Origin of the sequence: Rathayibacter sp. AY1C7, assembly GCF_002931865.1 — a bacterium.
Taxonomy (GTDB): domain Bacteria; phylum Actinomycetota; class Actinomycetes; order Actinomycetales; family Microbacteriaceae; genus Rathayibacter.
In genome coordinates this window covers 22,499-41,988 of sequence record NZ_PSWB01000016.1, presented here as the reverse complement: position 1 = coordinate 41,988, position 19,490 = coordinate 22,499, and the positions used below count along the sequence as shown (strand labels likewise).

Below are 19,490 nucleotides of genomic sequence, written 5' to 3'. Positions count from 1 at the left end.
GACGTTGCCCGAGACCACCACCACCGCCATCGCGAAGCGGAAGGGGCGCGACGTCGCCCCCGAGATCGCGCGCTCCTGGCTGCTGGTGAACGCCACCCGCACCGAGACGTTCGACGCCGCGCACGCGTCCCGCGCCGACCAGATCGTCCTCGACATCGAGGACGCGGTCGACCCCAAGGCGAAGCCCGACGCGCGGACCGACGTCGCGGAGTGGCTGACCGGCGAGAAGCGCGCCTGGGTCCGCATCAACGACCACTCCACCCCGTTCTGGTCCGACGACGTCGACGCGCTGAAGGGCCTGCCCGGCCTCGCCGGCGTCATGCTCGCCAAGACCGAGGCCGCTGAGCACGTCACCGAGACCTTCGACCGCCTCGGCGGCTCCACCCCGGTGCTCGCCCTGGTCGAGTCCGCCCTCGGCATCGAGGAGGCGGTCTCGATCGCCCGCGCCCGCGGCACCTTCCGCCTCGCGTTCGGCAGTGGCGACTACCGCCGCGACACCGGCACCAGCGCCGACGATCTCGCAATGGCCTACCCGCGCTCGCGCCTGGTCGTCGCCTCGCGCATCGGCGACCTGCCCGGCCCGATCGACGGACCGACCGTCTCGAACAGCCACCCCGTGCTGCGCGAGCAGTCCGCGCTCACGGTCTCGCTCGGCCTCACCGGGAAGCTCTGCCTCGACACCGAGCAGCTCGCCGTGATCAACGAGGTCATCAGCCCGACGCCGTCCGACGTCGCCTGGGCCCGCGACTTCCTCGACGACTTCGAGGCCCGCGGCCGCGTCATCCGCGACGGCAGCGACCTGCCCCGGCTGGGCCGCGCCAAGAAGATCGACAAGCTGGCCACGGCGTTCGGCGTCAACCCGCTGTGATCCGTCGCGGGGAGGGCGCCACCGCGGCACACTGAGGGAGCCGCGGAGACCCTCCCGCGCAGGACGGAGACTCCGATGGGCGCGGTCAGCACCTTCCTCTGGTTCGACGACGGCGCGGGGGAGGCGGCGCGCTTCTACACAGAGCTGGTGCCGAACTCGCGGATCACCGGAAGCCAGGTGCTGCCGGAGGGCTCCCCGTCGCCCGGCGAGGTGCTGTCGGTGACGTTCGAGCTCGACGGGCAGCGGTTCCAGGCGATCAACGCCGGGCCGCGGTTCCCGTTCACCGAGGCCGTCTCGATCGTCGTGACCGTCGGCGGCCAGTCCGAGCTCGACCGGCTGTGGGACGCCCTGATCGCGGACGGCGGCGAGGAGAGCCGCTGCGGCTGGCTCCGCGACCGCTGGGGGCTGTCCTGGCAGATCGTGCCGGAGGTCCTCCCGCGTCTGCTCGGAGGCGCCGACCCCGAGGCGTCCGCGCGCGCTCTGCAGGCGATGCTCGCGATGAGCCGCCTCGACATCGCGGGGCTGGAGCGGGCCCATGCCGGCGCGTGACTCCGCCCGCCCGCGCCGCTCGACCTCGCTGCGGCGCGCGTACCTCCGCGACTACCGCTACGCCTACGGCTCGCGCTTCGTGCACCTGCGGGAGGGCTGGGACGTGTCGCGGTACGCGTCCGGCGACGGCGCTCCGGTGCTGCTCATCCCCGGCATCTACGAGACGTGGCAGTTCCTCAGGCCCATCGCCGAGAGGCTGCACGCGGCGGGCCATCCGATCCACGTGCTGCCCGCGCTCGGCTACAACACGCGGCCGATCGTCGCGTCGGCCGGACTCGGCCAGGACTACCTGCGCGAGCACGATCTGCGCGGAGTCGTCGTCGTCGCGCACAGCAAGGGCGGCCTGATCGGCAAGCACATGATGGTCGTCGACGACCGCGAGGACGGGCGGATCGAGCGGATGATCGCCGTCTCGACCCCGTTCAACGGCTCGTCGCTCGCACGGATCGCCCCGGCGCGGGCGCTCCGGGAGTTCGCACCCCACCGCCCGCTGATCCGCACCCTGCTGGCTGAGCGCGAGGCCGACGCGCGCATCACGTCGATCTACGGGATGCGCGACCAGTACATCCCCGGAGGGAGCCGCCTCGCCGGGGCGCGCGAGAACATCGCGGTCTCGGTGGTCGGCCACTTCGCGCTGCTCTCGAGCCCGAAGGTGCTCGACCTCATCGCGGCCCGGGTCTGAGGCCGGACGGGATCCGCTGGGCTCGCCGCCCACGTGAGGCGCCTGCCGTGCGGCGCGACCTCGACCGGAGGACGGCCGCCTCAGCGACGGGCCGAGCCGCCCGCCGCACTCAGGACCAGGGAGTGAGCAGCACGAGCGGGATCTGCCGCTCGGTCTTCGTCTGGTACTCGGCGTAGTCCGGCCACGCGGCGACCGCGCGCTCCCACCAGGCCGCGCGCAGATCGCCCTCGAGCACGCTCGCGGCGTAGTCCTTCTTCACGGGCCCGTCCTGCAGCTCGACGTGCGGCTCCTTGAGCATGTTGCCGTACCAGACGGGGTGCTCGGGCGCGCCGCCCTTGGACGCGACGACCACGTACTCGCCCTCGTGCTCGACGCGCATCAGCGCGGTCTTGCGGAGCTTCCCGCTCTTCGAGCCGACGGTGGTCAGGACGATGATGGGGCGGCCGCGGAGGAGGTTCCCCTCGGCTCCGCCGGTCCGCTCGTAGAGCTCCGCCTGCTCGCGGGCCCACTCGGACGTGCTGGGTTCGTACTCTCCGGTCAGCGGCATGCCTCCGATCGTACGGCCGCGGCGGCCCCGGTGGCCGACCCGCGTGCAGGAGGATGGAGCGGTGTTCTCCGCAGACCCGTTCGACCGAGCCCGCATCGCCCTCCTGCGCGACGATCTGATCCGCGCCCGCTACGGCGTGGACGCCGTGCGGGGGCTCTGGGGCGACGAAGCGGCCGAGGCGCTGCACCGCGGCGACCGGGTCCCCGCCCGCCGCGCCCTCGAGCGCAGCGGCGACCACGACGCGCTGGCCACCCTCGCCCGCCTGTTCCTCCTGGCCGATCCCGTCTCGGCCGACGACGCGGACGAGGCGTTCGGCGCTCTCGCGCTGGAGGGGGCGGTGGAGCTCGGCCTGGTGCGCGTCGAGGCCGGAGCCGTCGTCACCGCGGCCCTCGACCTGCGCCCCTACGACGTGGTCGACCAGCGCGGCGCGGCCTCCTGGTGGATCGCCTCCGACCTCGGGGAGCTCGCCCTCGGCCGCGCGCTCGACGAGGACCACGTGCTCGGCGTCGGCGGCGCGAGCCTCACGCTGACCGGCCTGATGATCCAGCGGCCCGTCGGCCGCGTGCTCGACCTGGGGACCGGCTGCGGGATCCAGGCGCTGCACGCCTCCCGCCACGCCGAGCAGGTGGTCGCCACCGACATCTCCGAGCGCGCGCTCGCGCTCGCCTCCTTCACCGCGGCGCTCAACGGGATCGAGAACATCGAGTTCCGCCTCGGCAGCCTCTACGAGCCGGTCGCGGGGGAGCGCTTCGACCACATCGTCACGAACCCGCCGTTCGTCATCACGCCGCGAGTCGAGGGCGTCCCCTCCTACGAGTACCGCGACGGCGGGCTGGAGGGCGACGAGATCGTGCGCCGCGTGATCCTCGGAGCAGCCGAGCACCTGGTGCCCGGCGGTGTCGCGCAGCTCCTGGGGAACTGGGAGTACCGGGAGGGCGCGGACGCCTTCGACCGGATCGCGGACTGGCTCGCCGACGCCCGCAGCCCGCTGGAGCAGGCGCTCGAGGCGGGGCCCGAGGGGCTCGACGCCTGGATGGGCGGGACCGCCTCTCCGCTGGACGTCTGGGTCGTGGAGCGCGAGCGTCAGGATCCGGCGGTCTACGCCGAGACCTGGATCCGGGACGGCGGCACGACTCGCGGCCCCGCGTTCGACGCGCTGGTCGACGCCTGGCTGACCGACTTCGAGCGGCGCGGGGTGACCGGCGTCGGCTTCGGCTACGTCACGCTCCGCCTGCCCGAGCAGCCCCGCCCGCCGATCCGCCGCCTCGAGCGGATCACCACGCCGGTCGCGACCGCGGGCCTGGGCGGCCACCTCGCCGCCTGCCTCGACGCGGCCGAGGCCCTCGCGTCGATGGACGATCGCGCTCTGGCGGGTCTCGCCCTGGTCGTCGCCGGAGACGTCACGGAGGAGCGGCACTACTGGCCGGGCAACGACGATCCGACGGTGCTGCGGCTGCGGCAGGGCGGCGGCTTCGCCCGGGTCGAGGAGGTCGACACGGCGCTGGCCGCCGTGGTCGGCGCCTGCGACGGCGAGCTCTCGGTGGCGGCGATCGCGGCGGCGGTCGCCTCGCTCCTCCAGGTCGAGGAGGAGGCGGTGTCCGACTCGGTGCTGCCGCGGGTGCGCGAGCTGGTGGCGACGGGGCTGCTGCGGCTGCCCCAGGGGGAACGCGGCTAGAAGAGGGTGGCGGAGTCCTCGACGGGGGGCGCAGCGGCCGCGGCGGGCACGGCGGCGGCCGTCGGCCATCCGGGTCCGGCGTCGACGGGCTGCCGGCGCTGGTAGGCGGTCGCGGCGCTCCGGGCGCGGACGTCGGCGGCCTCGTTCATCCGGTGGTTGGCGTGCCCCTTCACCCACTCGAAGGTGACCGCCCGGCCCTGCAGCTCCTCGTCGAGCGCCTTGATGATCTCGACGTTCATCACCGGCTTGCCGTCGGCCTTGCGCCAGCCCTTCCGCTTCCAGCCCGGCAGCCACTCGGTGCAGGCCTTGATGGCGTACTGGCTGTCGCAGAGGATGTGCAGCGGCTCCTCCTCCTGCGCGGTCGCGCGCAGCAGCTCGAGCACCGCGGTGAGCTCGCCGATGTTGTTCGTGCCGTGCGACCAGCCGCCCGCGGCCCAGCGCTCGTCGTCGACGTACCAGGCCCAGCCGGCGGGGCCGGGGTTGCCCAGTGCGGACCCGTCTGCGGCGGCGATGATGCTCACGTGCGTCTCTCCTCGTGCTCTCGGTGCTCGCGCCGGTGCGGCGCCCTCCGAGGGTAGTCGGCGGGCGGGGCGGTCCGCGGCGCGCGGCGCGGAGTCAGGCGGAGGAGGAGCGGCGCGCGATCGTCACGCGCGTCGAGTACGGCATCGCGACGGTCCCGCTCCCGCCCGACTCCTCGTCCACCACGGCGTCGACCGCCGCGAGGACCGCGGCGCGCTCCTCGTCGGGCATCGCGATGACGGAGCTGCGGGACGCGAACATGTCCCGCACCCCGGCTCGGTCCAGCTCGAAGGACCACTCGAAGGCCGCGAACGCCACCCGCTCGAGAGCGGAGCCGAGCGGCGGCCGGAGCGTCTCGAAGCGCTCGGCGGTGGAGGCTCCGGCGACCTCGCCGAGCCGGCGCACCCAGGGGACCGACTCGTCGCGGATGTTCCACACCAGCGCGAGCACGCCCTCCGGCACCAGGACGCGGGCGACTTCGGCTCCCGCGCGCTCGGCGTCGACCCAGTGCCACGACTGCGCGGCGGTGACGAGCTCCGCGGAGGCGTCCGCGGCGGGGATCGCCTCGGCCGTCCCCTCCTCGGGGCGGACCCCCGGCAGATTCGAGGCGAGCCGCGCGAGCATCTCCGCGTCGGGCTCGACCGCGGTCACGTCGAGGCCGCGGGACGCGAGCGACGCGGTGAACTTGCCCGTTCCCGCGCCGAGGTCCACGGCGCGCAGCCGATCGGAGGCGTCGGCTCCCGCCGCGCGGGCCCGCTCCGGGATGAAGGCGCCCGCCACCCGCGCGGGGGCGTGCTCCAGGATCCAGTCGACGGCGTCGTCGGGGTAGCCGGGCCGCCCGCGGTCGTAGGCGTCGACCGCGCTGCCGAAGGAGCGTGCGAGGCCGCTCATGGCTTCTCCGCCGCTCGCGCGAGCACGTCCACCGCGTAGCCGTAGCCGGCGATCCCCGCGCCGACGATGACGGCGATCGCGACGTCCGAGAGGTAGGAGTGCTGCCGGAACGGCTCGCGCCGGTGCACGTTGCTCACGTGCACCTCGACCATCGGCAGCTCGGTCGCGAGGACGGCGTCGCGGATCGCGATCGACGTGTGCGTGTACGCCCCGGCGTTGAGCACCACTCCCGAGACGGAGCCGCGAGCCGCGTGCAGCCGGTTGACGATCGCGCCCTCCGAGCTGCTCTGGAAGGTCTCGACCGTGAAGCCGTGCCGCTCGGCCGCCTCCGCCGCCAGCGCCTCGGCGTCGACGAGGGTGTCCGAGCCGTAGAGCTCGGGCTCGCGGGTGCCGAGCAGGTTCAGGTTCGGGCCGTTGAGGACGAGGATCGGCAGCTTCACGCTCCGACCCTAGCGCCGGCCGTCCCCGCGAGCGGGAGCGGCGGCAGCGCCGCGCGCAGGAGGATCAGCTCGCGCGCATGGGCGTCCAGACGCCGGTCCTCCTCGGTCCGCAGCTCGAGAGGCGGAACCGGCTCGGCCGCCCCGTCGGCGCCCCGCACCACGAAGACGCTCCGGCACTGCGTGGTCAGCTCCAGCTCGCCGGTCCGCGGGTCCCCGGAGCGCACGTGCACCGCCAGGTGCATGCTCCGGGCGCTCGTGTGGATGAGGCGCGCCTCCACCTCGACGAGGTGCCCGATGCGCACCGGACGGTAGAAGTGGATCCCGCCGGAGTAGACGGCCACCGCGTCGCGGCCGGTCCAGCGCTGCGCGACCGCGTCGGCCGCCTCGTCGATCCAGCGCATCACGATCCCGCCGTGGGCGTTGCCGCCCCAGTTGACGTCGCCCGGCGCCGCGAGGAAGCGGAACACGATCCGCGGACCGGTGCCCTCCTCGGTGTACTCCTGGGCGCGCATCACGTCGTGCAGCCGTCGGCGGCCGTCGATGCGCGCGGCGGCGCCCTCGGCGAGGGACAGGTCCTCGATCGAGCGGGGCCGCCACTCCGGGACCGACCGCGGCCTCTTCTCGTCGTCGACGGCCACGAACACGAGGAGGCAGTGCGTGGCGTCCTCGTAGAGGCCGGTCCGCGGATCCGCCTGCGCGACCTGCACCAGCACGTGCATGCTCGTGCGCCCGGTGTGGATGACGCGGGCGGTCGCCTCGATCAGGTTGCCGACCGAGATGGGCCGGGTGAAGTGGACGTTGCCAACGTACGCCGTCACGCAGTAGCCGCCGCTCCAGCCCACGGCGCAGGCGTAGCCGGCCTTGTCGATCCACTCGAGGACGCGGCCGGCCTGGGCGCTGCGGCCGTCGGCGGTGGCGTCCTGCGGGGCGGCGAGGAAGCGGAGCGTGATGCGGTCGGTCATGGTGCCCGTCGTCGTGGGAGCGGAAGGGGGGAGTGGACCCGCGGGGGTGCGAGGAAAGGGGGATGATCCGCCCGCGGGCCACAGGGGTGTCCGGCAGGAGCCGGCTCGGTCAGGGGGATCAGGCCGCCAGCGGCAGCTTCTCGGCGAGGAGCCGGAACCGCAGGGCCTGGAGCTCGGCGGTCAGTTCGGGCGGCAGCCGGTCGCCGAACCGCGTGAAGAACTCCTCCGTGAGCGCGCACTCCTCCAGCCACGCCTCGACAGGGACGGAGAACAGCTCCTCCTTCTGGGCCGCGGAGAGCCGGAGCCCGTGCGTGTTGATCGCGACCGGCAGGTCGCCGAGGGGGCTCCGCCGCGCCTCCGCCAGCCCCTCCAGGCGGCGGACGAGCCACTGCAGCACCCGCGCGTTCTCGCCGAAGCCGGGCCAGAGGAACTCGCCGCCCGCGTCCTTACGGAACCAGTTGACCTGGAACACCGCCGGCGCCGCATCGCCGAGCTCAGCGCCGATCGCGAGCCAGTGCGCGAAGTAGTCGGCCATGTTGTAGCCGCAGAAGGGGAGCATCGCGAACGGATCGCGGCGCAGCTCCCCGACCGTGCCCTCCGCGGCCGCGGTCTTCTCGGAGGCGACGGTCGCACCCAGGAAGACGCCGTGCTGCCACGAGGTGGCCTGCGTGACCAGCGGGACGTTGCTCGCCCGTCGGCCACCGAAGACGATCGCGTCCAGCGGCACGCCCTCGTGGGCGTCCCAGTCGGCGGAGAGCGACGGGCACTGCGCGGCCGGCGCGGTGAAGCGGGAGTTGGGGTGCGCGGCGGGCGTGCCGGACGCCGGCGTCCACGGCTGCCCGCGCCAGTCGGTCAGCCGCTCCGGGACCTCGTCGGTCAGGCCCTCCCACCACACGTCGCCGTCCTCGCGGAGCGCGACGTTGGTGAAGATCGTGTTGCCCCAGAGCGTCTGCACGGCGTTCGGGTTCGAGGTCTCCCCGGTGCCGGGAGCGACGCCGAAGAAGCCCGTCTCCGGGTTCATCGCCCAGAGGCGTCCGTCCTCGCCGCGGCGCATCCAGGTGATGTCGTCGCCCAGCGTCTCGACCCGCCAGCCGGGGATCGCGGGCTGTATCATCGCGAGGTTGGTCTTGCCGCACGCGCTCGGGAAGGCGGCGGCGACGTGGTAGCGCCGTCCCTCGGGCGAGACGATGCGGATCAGCAGCATGTGCTCGGCGAGCCAGCCCTCCTCGCGCCCCATCGCCGAGGCGATGCGCAGGGCGAAGCACTTCTTCGCCAGCAGGGCGTTGCCGCCGTAGCCGGAGCCGTACGAGACGATCTCGCGCGTCTCCGGGAACTGGGTGATGTACTTCACCGGGCTGCACGGCCAGGCGACGTCCTCGCGGGTGACGCCGTCCGCGACGCGGAGAGGCAGCCCCACGGTGTGCACGCCGCGGACGAACGGGGTCTCCTCGGTGAAGGCTGCGAGCGGCTCGGAGCCCACGCGCGCCATGATCCGCAGGTTCAGCACCGCGTAGGCCGAGTCGGTGACCTGGACGCCCAGCTGCGAGAGCGGACCGCCGACGGGCCCCATCGAGAACGGCACGACGTACATCGTCCGTCCGCGCATCGCTCCGTCGAGGAGGGGAGCGAGCTCGGCCCTCATCGCGGCGGGCTCGCGCCAGTTGTTGGTCGGTCCCGCGTCGGCCTCGTCGGTCGTGCAGATGAAGGTGCGGTCCTCGACCCGGGCGACGTCGTCCGGGTCGGTGCGGGCCAGGAACGAGCCGGGCCGCCACTCCGGATTGAGCGGGAGGAGCGTGCCGGAGGCGACGAGCCGCTCGGTCAGGCGGTACCACTCCGCGGGGGAGCCGTCGCTCCACTCGATCGCGTCGGGCTGGAGGATCGCGGCGGTCTCGCGCACCCAGCGGCGGAGGGCGAGGGGCGCCGGCGGCACGACGGGCGCGGGGACGGACGTCGGCGCGGTCATGGTGCTCGGCTCGAGTCGGACGGTGTTGCTGTAGATGCTCATGCTGGCTCCGCTTTCGGTGGTCGTCGTCGACGGGGGTGGGGAGTCGCCGGCCGCAGCCGGGAAGAGGCCGGCCGGGCCGGGAGGGGCGCTCAGTAGCGCCTGAAGCCAGGATGGAGGAGGATCAGGAGGTATTCCCGGCGCTCAGGCGGTCAAGAAACCACCTTTTTGCGCTTCCGTCACAACCGACCGCTGGAGCTCGCCGTGACCGATCCCTCGACACCCGCCCCGGGCTCCGACGCCGTGCTGCTCGGGCAGCGCCTGCGCCACTTCCGCACCCGGCGCGGACTGACCCTCGGGCAGCTCGCCGAGCGCGTCGACGTGTCGGGGAGCCAGCTCTCGCTGATCGAGACGGGCCGCCGCGAGCCGCGCCTCTCCCTCCTGCAGCGCCTCGCGGCCGCGCTCGGCGTCGAGCTGGCGGCGCTGCTCTCGGACGAGCCGCCGAGCGAGCGGGCCGCGCTGGAGATCGAGCTGGCGCGCGTGCAGAAGGGGTCGCTGTACCGCTCGCTCGGCCTGCCCGAGTTCAAGGTCAACAAGGGGCTGAGCACGCCCGTGCTGGAGGCGTTCCTCGGCGTCTACCGCGAGCTCGCCCGTCGCCGGAGCGAGGCGAGTGCCACACCGGAGGAGGCGCGCCGGGCCAACACCGCCCAGCGGCTCCAGCTGCGCGAGCGCAGCTCCTACCTGCCCGAGATCGAGGAGGTGGCGGGCGAGATGCTCCGCACCGTCGGGCACCGCGGAGGAGCACTGACCCACAGCTCCGTCTCGAAGATGGCCCGGCACCTCGGCTTCGAGATCATCCACGTCGGCGACCTGCCGCACTCCGCCCGCTCGGTGATCGACCTCGCGAACGGCAGGATCTACCTCCCGCCCGCCTCGATCCCCGGGGGCCACGGCCTGCGGGCGCTGGCGCTGCAGGCGATGGCGCACCGCCTCCTCGGGCACGAGCGGCCGGTGACCTACGCCGACTTCCTCCGCCAGCGCCTCGAGATCAACTACTTCGCCGCCGCGTGCCTGATGCCGCTGGAGCCGGCGGTCGCGTTCCTCCAGGAGGCGAAGCGCGAGCGGGACATCTCGGTGGAGGACTTCCGCGACGGCTTCGGCGTCACCCACGAGGCCGCCGCCCTGCGCTTCACGAACCTGCTCACCTCGCACCTCGACATCCGGATGCACTTCCTGCGGGTGCTGGGAGACGGCTCGATCCAGAAGGCCTACGAGAACGACGGGCTGCCGCTGCCGACCGACGTCACCGGGGCCGTCGAGGGCCAGGTGGTCTGCCGCTACTGGTCGGCGCGCTCCGCGTTCACCCGGACCAACCGGACGACGGAGTACTACCAGTACGTCGACACCCCGGCGGGGACCTTCTGGTCGGCGTCGCAGACCGGCACGACCGCCACCGAGGAGTTCTCGATCACCGTGGGCGTCCCGTTCGCCGAGGCCCGCTTCTTCCGAGGCCGCGACACCGACCGCCGCGAGCTCTCCCGCTGCCCCGACGAGTCCTGCTGCCGACGCGCCCCGTCGGAGCTCGCCGCGCGCTGGGACGGCAACGCCTGGCCGAGCGCGCGCCTTCACGCGCACGTGCTCGCGCCGCTCCCGTCGGGGACCTTCCCGGGCATCGACGACGCCGAGGTCTACGAGTTCCTCGACGCGCACGCCCGCGAGTCCTGACCGATCCCGCCTCACCCTTCCCCTTCCGCGAGATGCCACTTGCGACGGTCTCCTTCGGCGTGTCGCCCTCACAGGTGGCATCTCGCAGGAGGGGGTGTGGAGAACGCGAGCGGGGTGGGCGGCGGATCGGGCACCCTGCGGGGCATGAGCGAGCAGCAGCACCCCGGGGTCATGAATGCATCGACGAGCGGGCAGTCGCGACACGGTCTCGTCCGGGACTACCCGGTCGCCGTGTTCCGGGGAGCCCGTGCAGCGCTTGAGCCGGCCGATGTCGACGAGCGGATCGCCGCGTTCTCCGCTGTGATGCGGCCGGGCGAGTTCTTCTCCCACGGCACGGCAGCGCATCTGCTGGGCCTGCCGGATCGGCGGATGACCGCGACGAGTCCGCTCGACGTCTCGGTCGCTCCTCCGATGCGAGCCGCCCGACGGGTGGGCGTGCGGTCACACCATCTCTGGGACGAGGCGGTCGCCGTGGTGCAAACGCGATACCCGGCAGCCGACCCCGCTTCGACCTTCTGCCACCTGGCCGACTCCCGCCGTCTCGACGAGCTCATCGTCCTCGGCGACGCGATCGTCCTCCCTGATGACGAGGGACGCAGGCGCGGCCTGCGGGTCGACCTCCCGGTCCTCACGGAGCGTGCAGCGCGGTTCCGCGGGCGTGGCGGCCGGCGAGCACGCGAAGCAGCGGGCCACCTCCGGGTCGGGGCGGAGTCGCCCCGCGAGACCCTGCTGCGGCTCCTGCTGGTCAGGGCCGGGCTTCCCGAGCCGGAGCTGCAGGTGGAGCTGTCCGATGCCGACGGGTGCTTCGTCGCTCGGGTCGACATGCTCTACCGGATCGCGCGCGTCGTCGTCGAGTACGACGGTGACCACCACCGCACCGATCGTGCACAGTACGAGCGCGACATCGCCCGGATCGAAGCGATCGAGGCCCTCGGCTACCGGGTCGTCCGAGTGCGGGCCTCGGGCATGCTCGACCCGGACGCCACCGCCGCCCGGGTCCGCCGCGCGCTCGCGCTCTGACGACCCTCGCGAGATGCCACCTGTGCTGGCGACACGCCGGACGGAAGCGTCACAAGTGGCATCTCGCGGCGGGGGGAGAGGGAGGGGAGCGCGGACGTCAGTCCGAGATGAGGGCGCGGGCCGTTCCCTCGTCGAGGATGAGGTCGGTGATGAGGCCGGCCGCCAGGGCGCCGCGCAGGCCCGGCAGCTTCGAGGCGCCCGACACGACGCAGATCCGGCGCGACGCGCGGCGCACCGTGGAGAGGTCCGGACCGCTTGCACGTTCGTTCATGGGGATGTCGTCCCAGCTGCCGTCGGACCGGTAGAACACCGTCGCGACGTCGCCGACGACCCCGGAGCCGCTGAGCGAGGTGAAGTCGCTCGGCTCCAGGTAGCCGCCGATGTAGACCTTCGAGGGGACCGCCGCGAACGGCGACCCGAGCCCGAACAGCGCCACGTCCATCCGCTGCTGCAGCTCCAGGACCCGTCGGGTGGAGCGCTCGCGCCACACCGCCTGCTTGGTGGTCGGGTCGTCGAAGAACGCCGGCACCGGGAACTGCTGGACCTTCGCCGCGTAGGCGTCACCGAAGCGGCGGAGGATCTCGCTCGAGTAGTTGATGCCCGTGGTCTCGGTGTTGCCGGCGCCGTTCAGCTGCACGATCTGCGTGTTGTGCGTCTCCTTGGCGATCAGGTGGCGGCTGATCGCGCTCATCGTGGAGCCCCAGGCGATGCCGACGATCATGTTCGAGTCGATGAACTGCCCGAGGATCCTCGCTGCGGACAGGGCGACCCGCTCGAGCCGGTCGATCTCGCTGGTGTGGTCCGGCACCGGCACGATGTGCGCCGTGATGTCGAAGTGGGACCGCACCTCGGCCGAGAGGGCGCTCGCCCGGTCGAGGGGGGAGCGGATCTGGATGTCGACCAGGCCGGTCGCGCGGGCGTGCGAGAGCAGGCGCGAGACGGAGGAGCGCGACGTGTGCAGCTCGTGCGCGATCGCGTCCATCGTCAGATCCTGCATGTAGTACAGCTGGGCCGCACGCAGCGCGTCCCGCGTCTTGTCGGGATGGGTCGCGTGGGTCGTCTCGTCGAGTTCGACGACCGGTCTCACCGGGGTCATAGCGCTCCCTGCACGGATTTCCACCCGTCTTGACCGGATGTGTTGTCGGGTCAAGGATGGCTGTATTCCTCCGCGAAATCAATCGGTCATCTCCCCGGTGCACGCTGGTGCGGAGGCCTCGACGACACCCCTACGACACGAAGGCGAGTACGAAGTGGCACAGTCCGACGGAACTCCCGGAAACTCCGCTCTGCGCGAGAGCGTCGCTGCTCTCCGCGACAACCCCCGCGCCACGGTCCTGGTCATCGGCGGTGGCATCAACGGCATCGGGACGTTCCGCGAGCTCGCGCTCAACGGCGTCGACGTCGCCCTCGTCGAGCGCGGCGACTACGTCTCCGGTGCCTCGAGCGCCTCGAGCCACATGATCCACGGCGGCATCCGCTACCTCGAGAACGGGGAGTTCCGACTCGTCAACGAGGGCGTGCACGAGCGCAACGGCCTGCTGAAGATCGCTCCCCATTACGTGAAGCCGCTGCAGACGACGATCCCGATCTACTCGACGTTCTCGGGCATCCTCGCGGCTCCGCTGCGCTTCCTGACCCACAAGTCGGGCAAGCCGCAGGAGCGCGGTGCGCTGCTGATCAAGGTCGGCCTCACGATGTACGACTTCTTCTCCCGCGACGGCGGCACGGTCCCGCGCCACCAGTTCCACGGGCGCAAGCGCTCGCTGAACGAGCTCCCCAAGCTCGACCCGAAGATCAAGTACACCGCCACCTACTTCGACGCCTCCGTGCACGAGCCCGAGCGCCTCGCGCTCGACGTGCTCCACGACGCGCTGATCGGCGGCAGCAAGGCCCGCGCGGCCAACTACGTCGAGGCCGTCGGCGCCGACGAGAAGGGCGTCGTCCTCCGCGACCGCGAGTCCGGCGAGGAGTTCACCTTCGCGGCGGACGTCGTCGTCAACGTCTCCGGACCGTGGACCGACTTCACCAACACGGCCCTCGGCACGACCACGACGTTCATGGGCGGCACCAAGGGCTCGCACATCGTGCTCGACAACCCCGAGCTGGTCGAGGCCTGCGAGGGCCGCGAGATGTTCTTCGAGCACAGCGACGGACGCATCGTCCTCATCTACCCGCTCAAGGGCCGCGTGATGGTCGGCACGACCGACATCGACGCCGACCCCACGAAGCCGGCGGTGTGCACGGAGGAGGAGATCGACTACTTCTTCGAGCTCGTGAACCACGTCTTCCCGGCCATCCGCGTGGACCGCTCGCAGATCGTCTTCAAGTTCTCCGGCATCCGCCCGCTGCCCCGCCACGACGACGAGGCCCCGGGCTTCGTCTCCCGCGACTACCGCATCGAGCCCTCGACGCTCCCCGGCAACGGCTCGCCCGTGCTCAGCCTGGTCGGCGGCAAGTGGACGACGTTCCGCGCCCTGTCGGAGCACCTCTCGAACGAGGTCTTCAAGCGGATCGGCGTGACCCGTCGCGTCTCCACCGTGAAGACCCCCATCGGAGGCGGCAAGGGCTTCCCGCGCACCGACGCGTCCCGCGCGCAGTGGATCAGCCAGCACCGCTCCGGGCTCTCCTCGGCCCGCACGGGCCAGCTGCTCGAGCGCTACGGCACCCGCGCGCAGGAGGTCATCGAGGCCCTGGCCGACGGACACGACGAGGCGCTCGACTTCGACAAGGACTTCACCACCGGTGAGATCCGCTACCTCGCCCAGCGCGAGAGCGTGGTGCACCTCATCGACCTGGTGATGCGCCGCACCAACCACGCCTTCACGGGCGGCCTGAGCCGCGAGCTCCTCGAGGAGCTCGCCGAGCACACGGGCGCCGTGCTGGGCTGGGACGACGCCGCCCGCGCGTCGGAGGTCGACGCGACCATCGCGCACCTCAAGGAGTACAACGGCGTCGACGTCGGGGGCACCTCGGTGCAGACCCCGACGGCCGTGCCCGCCTCCTGATCGGCGATCAGGCGCGGATCGACGGAAGCCCCGGACCGAGGACCACCTCGACCGGGGCTTCCGTCGTGACAACGCACAAACGTGCACGCGCCGTTCCTTGTCGCTAGGACAGGGCGCCGATAACTTCACACCGTCGGGCATCGAAGCCCGCCGCGGACGCCTGTGCGCGTCCGTCTTACGAAAAGGAAAAGGTCAACGTGGACAATCTCGGAGTGGTCTTCCTCGCCGAAGTCGTGGGAACGGCCATGCTCGTGCTCCTCGGCTGCGGTGTCGTCGCCAACGTCGCGCTCGTGAAGAGCAAGGGTCTCAACGGCGGAACCCTCATGGTCAACATCGGCTGGGGCTTCGCTGTCTTCGCCGGTGTGATCGTCTCGTACAACTCGGGGGCGCACCTCAACCCCGCGGTCACCCTGGGCCTCGTCGCGAGTGGAGCGACCGAGTTCGGATCCGGCGTGCCCGTCGACATCGTCTCGATCCTCGTCTACATCCTCGCCCAGATGATCGGTGCGATCCTCGGTGCCGTCTTCTGCTGGCTCGCCTACAAGCAGCACTTCGACGAGGAGCCCGACGCGGCCAACAAGCTCGGCGTCTTCTCGACCGGCCCGGCGATCCGCTCGTACGGCTGGAACTTCGTCACCGAGGTCATCGGCACCTTCGTCCTCGTCTTCGTCGTCATCGGCTTCGGCGGCGGACGTCAGGGCGACGGCGGTCTGGCCGCGCTCGGCGCGCTGCCCGTCGCCATCCTGGTGATCGCGATCGGCGCCTCCCTCGGCGGCCCGACCGGCTACGCCATCAACCCCGCCCGCGACCTCGGCCCCCGCATCGCGCACGCGCTGCTGCCGATCAAGGGCAAGGGCTCGAGCGACTGGAGCTACGCCTGGGTGCCCGTCGCCGGCCCGATCGTCGGTGGAGTGCTCGCGGGCCTCGCCTCGCTCGTGCTGCTCCCGGTCCTCTAGACCGCCGCGCTTCCTTTCACCCCCGTTACGAAGGAGTAATCATTCATGGCTGACTACGTCATCGCTATCGACCAGGGGACCACGTCGTCCCGCGCGATCATCTTCGACAAGAAGGGATCGATCGTCTCCACCGGCCAGAAGGAGCACGAGCAGATCTTCCCGCGCGCCGGCTGGGTCGAGCACGACCCGATCGAGATCTGGAACAACGTCCGCGAGGTGATCGGCCAGGCTCTCTCCCGCGCCGACCTGACCCGCCACGACATCGCCTCCGTCGGCATCACCAACCAGCGCGAGACCGCTGTCGTCTGGGACAGGACGACCGGCAAGCCGGTCTACAACGCGATCGTCTGGCAGGACACCCGCACCCAGTCGATCGTCGACCGCCTCGCGGGCGACGAGGGCGCTGACCGCTTCAAGTCGATCGTGGGCCTCCCGCTCGCGACCTACTTCTCCGGCACCAAGATCGTCTGGATCCTCGAGAACGTCGAGGGTGCTCGCGAGAAGGCCGAGGCGGGCGACCTGATCTTCGGCACGACGGACACCTGGGTCCTCTGGAACCTGACCGGCGGCATCGACGGCGGCGTCCACAAGACCGACGTCACCAACGCCTCCCGCACCCTGTTCCTCGACCTCGAGACCCTCGAGTGGCGCGACGACATCCTCGAGGCCTTCGGGGTCCCGAAGTCGATGCTCCCCGAGGTCTGCTCCTCCTCCGAGGTCTACGGCCACGTCGAGTCCTCGTCGCTGCTGCGCGAGGTCCCGATCGCCGGCATCCTCGGCGACCAGCAGGCCGCGACCTTCGGCCAGGCGGCGTTCGATCCGGGCGAGGCGAAGAACACCTACGGCACCGGCAACTTCCTGATCTTCAACACGGGCACCGAGATCGTCCACTCGAAGAACGGTCTGCTCACCACCATCGGCTACAAGCTCGGCGACGGCGAGGTGCACTACGCGCTCGAGGGCTCGATCGCGGTCTCCGGCTCGCTGATCCAGTGGCTGCGCGACAACCTGGGCCTCATCGGCTCGGCCCCCGAGGTCGAGGCGCTGGCCGCCACCGTCGAGGACAACGGAGGCGCGTACTTCGTCCCCGCCTTCTCGGGTCTGTTCGCCCCCTACTGGCGCTCCGACGCCCGCGGAGCCCTCGTCGGCCTCACCCGCTACGTCAACAAGGGCCACATCGCCCGCGCCGCGCTCGAGGCGACCGCCTTCCAGACCCGCGAGGTCCTGGACGCGGTCAACGCCGACTCCGGCGTCCCCCTGCAGGAGCTCAAGGTCGACGGCGGAATGATCGCCAACAACCTGCTCATGCAGTTCCAGGCCGACATCCTCGGCGTCCCGGTCGTCCGACCGGTCGTCGCGGAGACCACCGCGCTCGGAGCGGCCTACGCGGCCGGTCTCGCGGTCGGCTTCTGGGAGAACCTCGACGACCTGCGACAGAACTGGCAGGAGGACTCGCGCTGGACCCCGCAGATGGACCAGGACGAGGCCGCCCGCCAGTACCGCCTCTGGAAGAAGGCCGTCACCAAGACCTTCGACTGGATCGACGAGGACGTGCAGTAGTTCCTTCCGCGGCAGTCCCTGCCTGCCGCGGCGCGGTCGGCTCATCGAGGTGGTCGCGTCTCGGGGAGCGGGTCGCGTCCGGCTAGGAGACGACGCTGACACGCGTCCTCCCCGTTCGCCTTGCGCGACGAGCGGATGGCGTGAGTCCGTTCACGGTGATGCGCCCTGTCCGACCCTCCGGTCGGGTGGGGCGCTTCGTCGTTCCGACGACGGCGCAACGGGTATCGCAACGGGGTCGTTCGGGGACATCCATGCTGGTCGAGTGGTCGCCGCAGGCGGCTGATCGACACCCGGCAATTCGGACCTGCATGCTGGTCGAGCAGTCGCTGCAGGCGGCTTGTCGAGACCCGAACCGGGTGAGGACTCAGTCCGCCGACAGCCCGAGCTGCGCGTCCAGCGCGTCCAGGGAGCCGATCCGGCGCACGCCCAGCTCGACCGCCTCGGGCGGCAGCACACGGCCGTGCTCAGGACCGCCGACGCGGTCGAGCCAGACGCCGCGCAGGCCCGCAGCGGCCGCTCCGACGGCGTCGGTGCCGAGCCGGTCGCCGACGTAGAGGGCCTCCTCCGGAGAGACCCCGAACCGCTCGCACGCGATCGCGAAGATCCGCGCGTCCGGCTTGGTGACGCCGACGTCGCCGGAGGCGATCACGTGCTCGAAGCGACCGGAGAGGCCCGTACCCTCGATCTTCCCCCGCTGGAAGTCGAGCACGCCGTTGGTGATGACGCCGAGGCGGACCCCGGCGGCGTCGAGCCGGTCGAGGACGGGCAGCGCGTCGTCGTGGAGGGTCCAGGCGGCGACGTAGTGCTCGAGGTACCCGCGGAACCAGCTGCTCGCCTCCTCGGGAGACAGCGCGACTCCGGCCTCCGCGGCGAAGTCCGTGGCGCGCGCCCGGCGCTGGCCCTCGTAGTCGATCTCGCCCGCGAGGTAGCGGTGGTAGTGCTCCTCCTCGAGCAGGTGCCAGCGGCGCTGCACCTCGGCCGGCTCGCCGGCGTAGGCGGCGCCGAGCGAGGCGGCGTACGCGACGATCCCCTCCCGCACGGCGCGGGCATGGGCGAAGAGGGTGTCGTCGAGGTCGAAGAGCGCGAGCCGCAGCACGGCCGCCTCAGCGGACGCGGCGGAGGAGGCCGACGGAGTCGTAGACGGCGGCGAGCGTGCGCTCCGCGGTCTCGGACGCGCGGTCGGCGGCGAGGGAGAGGACCCGGTCGAGCTCGGCCGGGTCGGCGAGCAGCTCCGCGGTCCGCGCGCGGATCGGGTCGAAGGTGGCGGCGACCACCTCGACGAGGCCCTTCTTGAGGTCCCCGTAGCCGCGGCCCGCGTACTCCTGCTCCAGCGACTCGACGGAGCGGTCGGCGAGGACCGAGTAGATCGTCAGCAGGTTCGAGACTCCGGGCTTCGCCGCCCGGTCGAAGCGCACCTCCGACTCGGTGTCCGTCACGGCGCGCATGATCTTCTTCGCGGTCGCCTTCGGCTCGTCGAGCACGCTGAGCAGGCCCGCGTCCGACTCCGCCGACTTCGACATCTTGGCGCCCGGGTTCTGCAGGTCGAAGATCTTCGCGGTCTCGCGCACGATGTGGGGCTCCGGCACGGCGAAGGTCTCGCCGAAGCGCGAGTTGAAGCGCGCGGCGAGATCGCGGGTGAGCTCCAGGTGCTGGCGCTGGTCCTCGCCGACCGGCACCGCGTCCGTCTGGTACAGCAGGATGTCGGCCGCCATCAGGATCGGGTAGGTGAACAGGCCCACCGAGGCGGCCTCAGCGCCCTGCTTCGCCGACTTGTCCTTGAACTGCGTCATCCGGCTGGCCTCGCCGAAGCCGGTCAGGGTGTTGAGGACCCAGGCGAGCTCGGCGTGAGCGGGCACGTGGGACTGGATGAAGAGGGTCGAGCGCGCGGGGTCGATGCCCGCGGCGATGTACTGCGCGGCGGTCGCGCGGGTGCGCTCGCGGAGCTGCTGCGGGTCCTGCGGGACCGTGATCGCGTGCAGGTCGACGACGCAGAAGTAGGCGTCGAAGTCCTCCTGCATCGCGACCCACTGGGTCAGCGCGCCGATGTAGTTGCCGAGGTGCAGCGACCCGGAGGAGGGCTGCATGCCGGAGAAGATGACGGGCTTGGCGCCCGGGGTGCTGGGAGTCATGGGTGGCCTCGAGGGGTCGG

At 71.9% G+C, this 19,490-nt stretch carries 18 protein-coding genes; 9 read left to right on the top strand and 9 right to left on the bottom strand.

Annotated elements, in window-relative coordinates; genetic code table 11:
- Positions 1–4 precede the first annotated feature (4 nt).
- From C5C69_RS10020 to C5C69_RS10010, 3 genes are all read left to right on the top strand, one after another.
- Positions 5–868 (top strand): CoA ester lyase, encoded by an 864-nt coding sequence (locus tag C5C69_RS10020; RefSeq protein ID WP_208543400.1) that lies wholly within the window; start codon positions 5–7, stop codon positions 866–868.
- A 75-nt stretch (positions 869–943) separates the two neighbouring features.
- Positions 944–1,417 carry a VOC family protein gene (locus C5C69_RS10015; protein ID WP_104232849.1) on the top strand — a complete coding sequence of 158 codons (474 nt, stop codon included), beginning with the start codon at positions 944–946 and terminating at the stop codon, positions 1,415–1,417.
- Entirely contained in the window at positions 1,404–2,099 is a 696-nt protein-coding gene (locus C5C69_RS10010) for a triacylglycerol lipase (protein WP_104223206.1), read from the top strand. The genes C5C69_RS10015 and C5C69_RS10010 overlap by 14 nt, the downstream gene beginning before the upstream one ends.
- 109 nt (positions 2,100–2,208) lie before the next feature.
- Here the strand turns inward: C5C69_RS10010 and C5C69_RS10005 are convergent, their stop codons facing one another.
- Positions 2,209–2,646 carry a nitroreductase family deazaflavin-dependent oxidoreductase gene (locus C5C69_RS10005; RefSeq protein ID WP_104223205.1) on the bottom strand — a complete coding sequence of 146 codons (438 nt, stop codon included), beginning with the start codon at positions 2,644–2,646 and terminating at the stop codon, positions 2,209–2,211.
- Positions 2,647–2,707: 61 nt separating this feature from the next.
- Here C5C69_RS10005 and C5C69_RS10000 point away from each other — a divergent pair, with 61 nt between their 5' ends.
- On the top strand, positions 2,708–4,321 hold the full coding sequence (locus C5C69_RS10000) for a methyltransferase (RefSeq protein WP_258065225.1): 1,614 nt from the start codon (positions 2,708–2,710) through the stop codon (positions 4,319–4,321).
- On the opposite strand, the gene C5C69_RS09995 is transcribed toward C5C69_RS10000, so the two are convergent.
- The 5 genes from C5C69_RS09995 to C5C69_RS09975 all read right to left on the bottom strand — a co-directional run bounded on the left by C5C69_RS09995 (position 4,318) and on the right by C5C69_RS09975 (position 9,096).
- Positions 4,318–4,842 (bottom strand): ribonuclease H, encoded by a 525-nt coding sequence (locus C5C69_RS09995; protein WP_104232847.1) that lies wholly within the window; start codon positions 4,840–4,842, stop codon positions 4,318–4,320. The two genes, C5C69_RS10000 and C5C69_RS09995, sit on opposite strands and share 4 nt — an antisense overlap.
- Positions 4,843–4,936: 94 nt before the next feature.
- The gene (locus tag C5C69_RS09990) at positions 4,937–5,731 is read right to left on the bottom strand and encodes a class I SAM-dependent methyltransferase (protein WP_104257845.1); all 795 of its coding nucleotides are present in this window, start codon (positions 5,729–5,731) and stop codon (positions 4,937–4,939) included.
- Positions 5,728–6,171 (bottom strand): type II 3-dehydroquinate dehydratase, encoded by a 444-nt coding sequence (gene aroQ / locus C5C69_RS09985; protein ID WP_104232845.1) that lies wholly within the window; start codon positions 6,169–6,171, stop codon positions 5,728–5,730. Before aroQ ends, C5C69_RS09990 begins: the two co-directional genes overlap by 4 nt.
- On the bottom strand, positions 6,168–7,133 hold the full coding sequence (locus C5C69_RS09980; RefSeq protein WP_104232844.1) for an acyl-CoA thioesterase: 966 nt from the start codon (positions 7,131–7,133) through the stop codon (positions 6,168–6,170). The genes aroQ and C5C69_RS09980 overlap by 4 nt, the downstream gene beginning before the upstream one ends.
- 118 nt (positions 7,134–7,251) lie before the next feature.
- Positions 7,252–9,096 carry a phosphoenolpyruvate carboxykinase (GTP) gene (locus C5C69_RS09975; RefSeq protein WP_104232893.1) on the bottom strand — a complete coding sequence of 615 codons (1,845 nt, stop codon included), beginning with the start codon at positions 9,094–9,096 and terminating at the stop codon, positions 7,252–7,254.
- A gap of 243 nt (positions 9,097–9,339) precedes the next feature.
- Between C5C69_RS09975 and C5C69_RS09970 the strand changes: the two genes are divergently transcribed.
- Positions 9,340–10,800: a helix-turn-helix domain-containing protein gene (locus tag C5C69_RS09970; RefSeq protein WP_104223199.1), complete on the top strand. Its 1,461-nt coding sequence runs from the start codon at positions 9,340–9,342 to the stop codon at positions 10,798–10,800.
- A 144-nt stretch (positions 10,801–10,944) separates the two neighbouring features.
- Entirely contained in the window at positions 10,945–11,820 is an 876-nt protein-coding gene (locus C5C69_RS09965; protein ID WP_219812363.1) for an endonuclease domain-containing protein, read from the top strand.
- Positions 11,821–11,917: 97 nt separating this feature from the next.
- Here the strand turns inward: C5C69_RS09965 and C5C69_RS09960 are convergent, their stop codons facing one another.
- Positions 11,918–12,916, bottom strand: coding sequence for a sugar-binding transcriptional regulator (locus tag C5C69_RS09960; protein ID WP_104223198.1), 999 nt, complete (start codon positions 12,914–12,916; stop codon positions 11,918–11,920).
- 154 nt (positions 12,917–13,070) lie between these two features.
- Between C5C69_RS09960 and C5C69_RS09955 the strand changes: the two genes are divergently transcribed.
- The 3 genes from C5C69_RS09955 (at position 13,071) to glpK (ending at position 17,341) form a co-directional block, all read left to right on the top strand.
- The gene (locus C5C69_RS09955) at positions 13,071–14,825 is read left to right on the top strand and encodes a glycerol-3-phosphate dehydrogenase/oxidase (RefSeq protein ID WP_258065223.1); all 1,755 of its coding nucleotides are present in this window, start codon (positions 13,071–13,073) and stop codon (positions 14,823–14,825) included.
- A 245-nt stretch (positions 14,826–15,070) separates the two neighbouring features.
- Entirely contained in the window at positions 15,071–15,781 is a 711-nt protein-coding gene (locus C5C69_RS09950) for an MIP/aquaporin family protein (protein WP_244230707.1), read from the top strand.
- Positions 15,782–15,826: 45 nt separating this feature from the next.
- Positions 15,827–17,341 carry a glycerol kinase GlpK gene (gene glpK / locus C5C69_RS09945; RefSeq protein ID WP_104226427.1) on the top strand — a complete coding sequence of 505 codons (1,515 nt, stop codon included), beginning with the start codon at positions 15,827–15,829 and terminating at the stop codon, positions 17,339–17,341.
- A 364-nt stretch (positions 17,342–17,705) separates the two neighbouring features.
- Here the strand turns inward: glpK and C5C69_RS09940 are convergent, their stop codons facing one another.
- A complete protein-coding gene (locus C5C69_RS09940; protein WP_104232841.1) occupies positions 17,706–18,437 on the bottom strand; it encodes an HAD family hydrolase in 732 nt (243 codons plus the stop codon).
- Between the two features lie 7 nt (positions 18,438–18,444).
- Positions 18,445–19,470: a tryptophan--tRNA ligase gene (trpS, locus tag C5C69_RS09935; RefSeq protein WP_104232840.1), complete on the bottom strand. Its 1,026-nt coding sequence runs from the start codon at positions 19,468–19,470 to the stop codon at positions 18,445–18,447.
- Positions 19,471–19,490: the final 20 nt, after the last annotated feature.

Bases quoted from the DNA above. Each gene is read 5' to 3' on its own strand.
- C5C69_RS10005 (WP_104223205.1), bottom strand. From the start codon at position 2,646: ATGCCGCTGACCGGAGAGTACGAACCCAGCACGTCCGAGTGGGCCCGC.
- C5C69_RS09960 (WP_104223198.1), bottom strand. From the start codon at position 12,916: ATGACCCCGGTGAGACCGGTCGTCGAACTCGACGAGACGACCCACGCG.
- C5C69_RS09990 (WP_104257845.1), bottom strand. From the start codon at position 5,731: ATGAGCGGCCTCGCACGCTCCTTCGGCAGCGCGGTCGACGCCTACGAC.
- C5C69_RS09980 (WP_104232844.1), bottom strand. From the start codon at position 7,133: ATGACCGACCGCATCACGCTCCGCTTCCTCGCCGCCCCGCAGGACGCC.
- glpK (WP_104226427.1), top strand. From the start codon at position 15,827: ATGGCTGACTACGTCATCGCTATCGACCAGGGGACCACGTCGTCCCGC.
- C5C69_RS10010 (WP_104223206.1), top strand. From the start codon at position 1,404: ATGCCGGCGCGTGACTCCGCCCGCCCGCGCCGCTCGACCTCGCTGCGG.
- C5C69_RS09975 (WP_104232893.1), bottom strand. From the start codon at position 9,096: ATGACCGCGCCGACGTCCGTCCCCGCGCCCGTCGTGCCGCCGGCGCCC.
- C5C69_RS09965 (WP_219812363.1), top strand. From the start codon at position 10,945: ATGAGCGAGCAGCAGCACCCCGGGGTCATGAATGCATCGACGAGCGGG.
- trpS (WP_104232840.1), bottom strand. From the start codon at position 19,470: ATGACTCCCAGCACCCCGGGCGCCAAGCCCGTCATCTTCTCCGGCATG.
- C5C69_RS09950 (WP_244230707.1), top strand. From the start codon at position 15,071: ATGCTCGTGCTCCTCGGCTGCGGTGTCGTCGCCAACGTCGCGCTCGTG.
- C5C69_RS10015 (WP_104232849.1), top strand. From the start codon at position 944: ATGGGCGCGGTCAGCACCTTCCTCTGGTTCGACGACGGCGCGGGGGAG.